Origin of the sequence: Psychrobacter sp. FME5, assembly GCF_014861375.1 — a bacterium.
Classification (GTDB): Bacteria; Pseudomonadota; Gammaproteobacteria; order Pseudomonadales; family Moraxellaceae; genus Psychrobacter.
This window is the reverse complement of the sequence record NZ_RRYX01000142.1, coordinates 1-6,088: the sequence shown is the minus strand read 5'-3', so window position 1 is coordinate 6,088 and position 6,088 is coordinate 1. Positions and strand designations below refer to the sequence as shown.

General features: G+C 43.9%; 5 protein-coding genes. 4 read left to right on the top strand and 1 reads right to left on the bottom strand.

Annotated elements, in window-relative coordinates; all coding sequences use genetic code 11:
* Positions 1–554 precede the first annotated feature (554 nt).
* The 3 genes from nhaA to EI161_RS12995 all read left to right on the top strand — a co-directional run bounded on the left by nhaA (position 555) and on the right by EI161_RS12995 (position 3,836).
* Positions 555–1,757 (top strand): Na+/H+ antiporter NhaA, encoded by a 1,203-nt coding sequence (gene nhaA, locus EI161_RS13005; RefSeq protein ID WP_192524749.1) that lies wholly within the window; start codon positions 555–557, stop codon positions 1,755–1,757.
* 90 nt (positions 1,758–1,847) lie between these two features.
* The gene (locus EI161_RS13000) at positions 1,848–2,432 is read left to right on the top strand and encodes a DUF2799 domain-containing protein (RefSeq protein ID WP_192524748.1); all 585 of its coding nucleotides are present in this window, start codon (positions 1,848–1,850) and stop codon (positions 2,430–2,432) included.
* Positions 2,433–2,480: 48 nt separating this feature from the next.
* Entirely contained in the window at positions 2,481–3,836 is a 1,356-nt protein-coding gene (locus tag EI161_RS12995; protein WP_192524747.1) for an oxygenase MpaB family protein, read from the top strand.
* A gap of 193 nt (positions 3,837–4,029) precedes the next feature.
* Here EI161_RS12995 and EI161_RS12990 read toward each other — a convergent pair whose 3' ends face one another.
* Positions 4,030–4,767: an NUDIX hydrolase gene (locus tag EI161_RS12990; protein WP_192524746.1), complete on the bottom strand. Its 738-nt coding sequence runs from the start codon at positions 4,765–4,767 to the stop codon at positions 4,030–4,032.
* Between the two features lie 140 nt (positions 4,768–4,907).
* On the opposite strand from EI161_RS12990, the gene EI161_RS12985 reads away from it, so the two are divergent.
* The gene (locus tag EI161_RS12985) at positions 4,908–5,423 is read left to right on the top strand and encodes an HPP family protein (RefSeq protein WP_318779324.1); all 516 of its coding nucleotides are present in this window, start codon (positions 4,908–4,910) and stop codon (positions 5,421–5,423) included.
* Positions 5,424–6,088: the final 665 nt, after the last annotated feature.

Sequence of the window (6,088 nt, the reverse complement as noted above, 5' to 3'; positions counted from 1 at the left end):
TAGGCTTAGATGTGTATAGTTCATGGTTGCAATCTCACTTTGGTCGGTGGATAAAAACTTTGATGCTAGCGCATCTAGGTCTTTTTTTCACCTCACATTTGGTATTGCACTTCATGTGTTAATCTAAGAAATAAAAAGAGAAAGCCTGAGAAGTTGGCTTTGGGAACTGGGCTAAAAATGAGCAAACGCCCTAGAAAAGTGATTTAAGGTACAAAATATCGCTCATTATAAAGATAAAACCGTAAAAAAAACCAAAAACGTGACAAAGTCTGCTAGATTTGTCTAACAGCTGGTTAGATACTTACCATAAAACACCGTCTTATCAAAAATACTCAACGACTGGCGGCTATTTTATTGTAGGTACAAAGTAAAAACATCTCCTATTTCACCTATACTCTTTGTTGTTTATATGAATAAGAATATGAGAAACTGTTATGGTCTATCTGTGCCGCCCTCGAAAGTGGGAGTATGGATATTTGAAGTTATTGAATGACTTATTGATTTGCTTTTAGTGAATCATTTTTAGTAAATTGTATTTAGCAAATGAGGATGATATGGCACTACGAAGGATTAAGGCATTTTTTGAATTTGAGGCAGCGGGTGGTATTGTCCTAGCATTGGCTGCCGTTGCTGCAATGATCATTGCCAACTCCCCTCTCAATGTGTGGTACGAAGGCTTTATCAACGCACCCGTAGCCATTCAAATCGGCGAGTTCGCTATTGCCAAAGACGCGCACCACTGGATCAATGACGGTCTAATGGCGATTTTCTTTTTTTTGGTGGGGCTTGAGCTAAAGCGCGAAGTCTTGATCGGCGAGCTGTCCAACGTCAAGCAAATCATCTTGCCAGCGGGGGCGGCACTCGGCGGCATGATTATGCCAGCCATTGTTTACCTCCTCTTTAACTACAGTGAACCTGAGTTTTGGAAAGGTTGGGCCATCCCAGCAGCGACTGATATCGCCTTTGCCCTTGGTATATTAAGTTTACTGGGCAACCGCGTACCAAACTCGTTAAAGGTCTTTTTGGTATCTATTGCTATCTTTGATGATATTGGCGCTATTATCATCATTGCCTTATTTTATACCAGTGACTTATCGCTCGGTTCATTGGCTATCGCAGGTTTATGCCTACCGTTTTTATATCTACTCAACCGCCGTAACGTGACCAGTATCACCCCTTATCTGCTCATTGGTGTGATTATGTGGATTGCTGTCCTAAAGTCTGGTATTCATGCGACATTAGCAGGGGTAGTATTGGCATTGTTTATCCCTTTATTTGACCGTACCGATCCTGAGCACTCGCCGCTTGAAGAGCTGGAGCACGATCTACAAAACACCGTCTCTTATGGGATTTTGCCATTATTTGCCTTTGCCAATGCAGGCATCTCATTAAAAGGTGCAGGCTTTGCTGAGTTATTCCATTCCGTACCACTTGGTATTGCTGCCGGTTTATTTATCGGTAAACAAATGGGCGTGATGATTATGTGCTGGGTAATCTTTAAACTGGGCTTTTCTACCATGCCAAGAGGTATGAACTTTAAGCAAATCTACGGTGCGGCATTATTGTGCGGTGTGGGCTTTACGATGAGTTTGTTCATCGGAGGTCTGGCCTTTGGCGGTGCAACGCCATTATTCGATGAGCGTTTGGGTATCACCATGGGCTCTATCGTATCTGGTATCGCCGGTTATACTATGCTTAAGTTTAGTTTAAAAGACAGTATCAGCGGTACATCAGTCGATTTAACCCGCCCGTCTTAATGATATGACGAGCTTATCACTGTCGCCTTGGTAAAAGGCAACTGTAGTTAGACGACTGTTGATTTGAATGAACCACCACAGGAGATACACATGCTACGGTTTGTAAGGCGGCTGACATTAAGTCTACCTATCCTTGGGGGCGTTTTTTTACTGTCAGGCTGTGCCACTCTCTCTAAGCAAGAGTGTATGCTCGGCGACTGGCAGGCTATTGGCTACAACGACGGCGTGGCAGGTTATCATTCAGACCGCCTAGCCTCACATGCCAAAGCCTGCGCCAAGACTGGTGTCGCTCCTGGCTATCGAGCGTGGGAGCGCGGACGTCAGTCAGGACTCAAACAGTACTGTACAACCAATAGCGCCTATAACATCGGTCGCCGTGGTCGTAAACTAAATAATGTCTGTCCTGTAGCCCTAGTAAGCTCGCTGCAACAAGCAAACCAGCGCGGCCTTGATTACTATACCTTGGAGAGTCAATTAGACAAAGATGAGCGACTTTTAAATGAACACCAAGAAGAGTTCGACAAGCTAGAGTCTGGTGAGATGCTGGGTTTTGCTAACGAAAAAGAAGCACGCAAGCGATTATTGTCGCTGGCCAAGGAGCTTCGCCAAGCCGAGCGCCGTATCAATACCACACAAAGACAATTAGATTATTTAAACCAGCTAAATAGATATTAGGGCGTGCTGGCATTGTGAAATGGCCTCAAAATAAGGCATTTGATAAATATGGATTCAATCAATATCAGTAATAAACAGACTGCTAATACCTTAAACCGCAAACAGCCGTCAGTAGCATCTTATCAGCGTCATGGCCGCACCACCGCGATTGACGACCATAGTGATTTACAAGTTTTAAAACGGATTAAGCGGTATTTATTGCCCAAAAATTTTGTTATCTCGCAAAACCTACTAAATGAGATAGTAGCAGGCTATGACATAGGCGATCCGCTGACTGATGCTCTAGCGGCTAAGAGTATTCGTTTTGCAAAACCTTTACAGCAATTTATTATCGATGATAGTAACTATCAGCTCGACCCCAACCTTGCAAATAACTCCTCATTTAGTGCATTAACCGAGCAATTCAGCCACCATCCTAAGTGGTTTGACCCAAAACTTGCCCAAATTGGTGCCGTCGCCTATCGTCGTTATCCGCTGATGCTCATTTGGCTGTTGCGTAACGTCGCCCTGATGGCAGGCTACAGTATCCCTGCATTATCCTTACCGTTGATTCAAACTGGCGCACTGATGCACGATGCCCTACCACGCTTGATGCGTACTTATGCTTATATCTTGGCCGTCTCTGAACATCCACCATTACACTCTACTCCGAACAATAACCCCCATTCTATTGAGCAAGTATTGGCCATCGGCTCTGAGGGCTGGCGGCAGTCTATTAAAGTACGTCAAATCCACACATTGGTACGCCAGAATCTACTTAAAGGTAAGGCAAAAGCTGCCACAGGTGTGATAGAAAGTGCCGATCAACACCATAACCCTGATGGCAGCTGGAACACCGATTACTGGGGTATTCCTATCAACCAAACCGATATGATAGCGACCCATTTACAGTTTTCGTTGTTGATTATGCGCGGATTAAGATTGCTTGGGGCTCGTATTAGTACCGAGGAAGCCGAAGGCATTCTGCACCTTTGGAATCTTGCCAGTTACTGGATGGGCGTGGACTTAGATCGTTTGCCTAAAGATGAGGAGGCCTGTTGGGAGTGGCTCTATACTTATTTATCGATCCAGCAACTTGATTTTAAAATGGGACAACCATTGGCAAAAGCGTTGCACGATTTACCGCGTCAGCTCATGGGTGAGGATAATCGCCGTGGACGCTTCGTTGAGATGGTCAATGCCAGCGTGACCCGTACCTTGGTCGGTGACGATATTGGCGATGGGCTGAACTTACCAAAATCAAAAATACGGTTTGGCGTCTTATCGTCAGTGCCGATTCTGTTTGCGCTTGATACTGCACGCCAGCACAACAGCAGAGCTGCTGATAAGCTAGAAGCGTTCCGCACCAAACGCCAAGACAATATGAATTGGTGGCTTAAGAAAAACGATGAGTATTATAAATAAGGAGATAGATAAGAAGTAACTATTAAAGATAAATCATAACCAAATAATTTAGGTAATGAATATTATTATTACCAAATAGAATATATCAAACCATTATCAATGACGTCTACAATAACTATAATAAATCCACAAAAGACGTGATTGGTTATGGTTTCTAGTGGTTCTTAGTATTTATAGGCTCAGACAACAACCTCTACAACCGTGATTCTTGTATGCGGTAATACCATTCAAGCTGCCGATCAAAACCAGTTTCTAGCAAGCTGGCAATGACTCGTCCTGTCAGACCCCATACCGTCTCACCATCCACTTGCCAACTGGGTGTGAGGATGGTCGCCGTCTCATCTTGCAACGTATATTCTATGGAGTATTCGACGGTAGGCTGAGTCAGTAAGGTTTCAAAATCTGCCCAAAAAATGCGTGAGATTTCTCCAAGTTCTGGCACTAGGATTAAGTCTGGAGCAATCAACGCCACAATAGGCCTGACACTCATGCCACTTTTGGAGGTTTGAATCGGCAGTTGACCGAGCAATTGGACTTTATTGGGCGGGAGCGCGGTCTCTTCGCAAGCTTCACGTAGGGCTGTAACGACATTATTACCATCGCCGACTTCGTACTTACCGCCAGCACAGGAGACCTCGCCAGCATGACTGTTCATATGTGCGGCGCGGCGTGTTAATAGCAGCTTCGGATGGCGCTCATGGGTGATAGCCACCAATACTGAGGCGTCTGCAACTGGTGTTTGTGCCAAGCTGTCTAAGAGACTCAAACGAGGAGACCTAGTATGAAGCGCACTGTTCACTGGACTGCTCATGGTATTTAAGGTCTCACGCTGTACTCGTTCAGCCAGCTTTCTGAGCGTAGGGTAACGAATAAAAGTGGGTACAGCGACTGACAATTCATCAAATCTTACAGACTGCGGGGGAAGTAACATTATTATTGCCTTATATTTTTATCAGTATTAATCGTCATTGTTAAACCTCGTTATCAACTATTAGCGAGTCACGTCATAAACACTGATATTGATTATCAATTTTTCAACTTTGTCATTCATATATTATTTAGGATAAGTTTGTGGATAAGATTTTTTCATTGAATAAAATGCAAGGCAAAATCGATGATTGCCCGCAAAGATTGCCATTATTCATTATCGCCCTTGCTTGGGTAGGCGGTACCTTTGCTACTGCCATACTCGCCCTACTGGGTAACTGGCAAAATGTCGCCATGGTTTTGGGCTCATTTGGGGCCAGTTGCTTGCTTATTTTCGCCTATCCAGAAAGCCCATTTGCCCAGCCTAGAAACATCGTCGGCGGTCATTTTATCACCACTTTTACGGGTCTATCATTTTTGACTTTATTTGGGATTGAGTGGTGGAGTCTGGCACTCGCGGTCGGTACGTCTATCGCGCTCATGTTATTGCTTCGCGTGCCGCATCCACCTGCTGGCTCTAATCCATTAATCGTCATGCTTGGTGGGGTCAAATGGCATTTTTTAGTTACCCCTACGCTGATAGGTGCGCTGGCCTTGGTGATGGTGGCACTCATTTATAATAATATCGGTCGCGGCAGACACTATCCTCGTTATTGGTAATCTTGTTATTGGTAATCTTGTTATTAGTGACCTCGTTATTAGCAATCTAAAGCCTCGGTATTTACCCTTAACCTAGGGGCTGTATAGAATTCAGCTAAGGTACTGACAGAGACTATTTTTTAGGCAATTCGACGCCAAAAATAGTAAGTTTAGTTATTCTAAGCGCGATAGTTTTGGCTATGAAGTGGCAAAAAATAGTCCTGTTCCTTCGGACTGATGCTAAAATCGCCCCAGACGTTGTTGTAAATCTAGCTAAGGTCTCGACATTACCTTCGATTTACGCCTAGTCTGGAATTATTTTAGCGATCAGCAGTCCTAATAGATGAATTCTATACAGCCCCTAGCCTAGCGCAAACTGGCTATCACTGCATATACTTTATGTGACAGATTTGCCTGGTATAGTTGATTCGATTTAAAAGAGAACGGCGGCAAATCACACTGTTATTATTATCACAGCCAGTGCGTTGAGAATTTGTGTTATCTTAGGTTTAAGAGCGATTATCAGCTAAAAACCTGATAGGCTAACGTCATACTATTCTTAGATTAACACATGAAGTGCAATACCAAATGTGAGGTGAAAAAAAGACCTAGATGCGCTAGCATCAAAGTTTTTATCCACCGACCAAAGTGAGATTGCAACCATGAACTATACACATCTAAGCCTA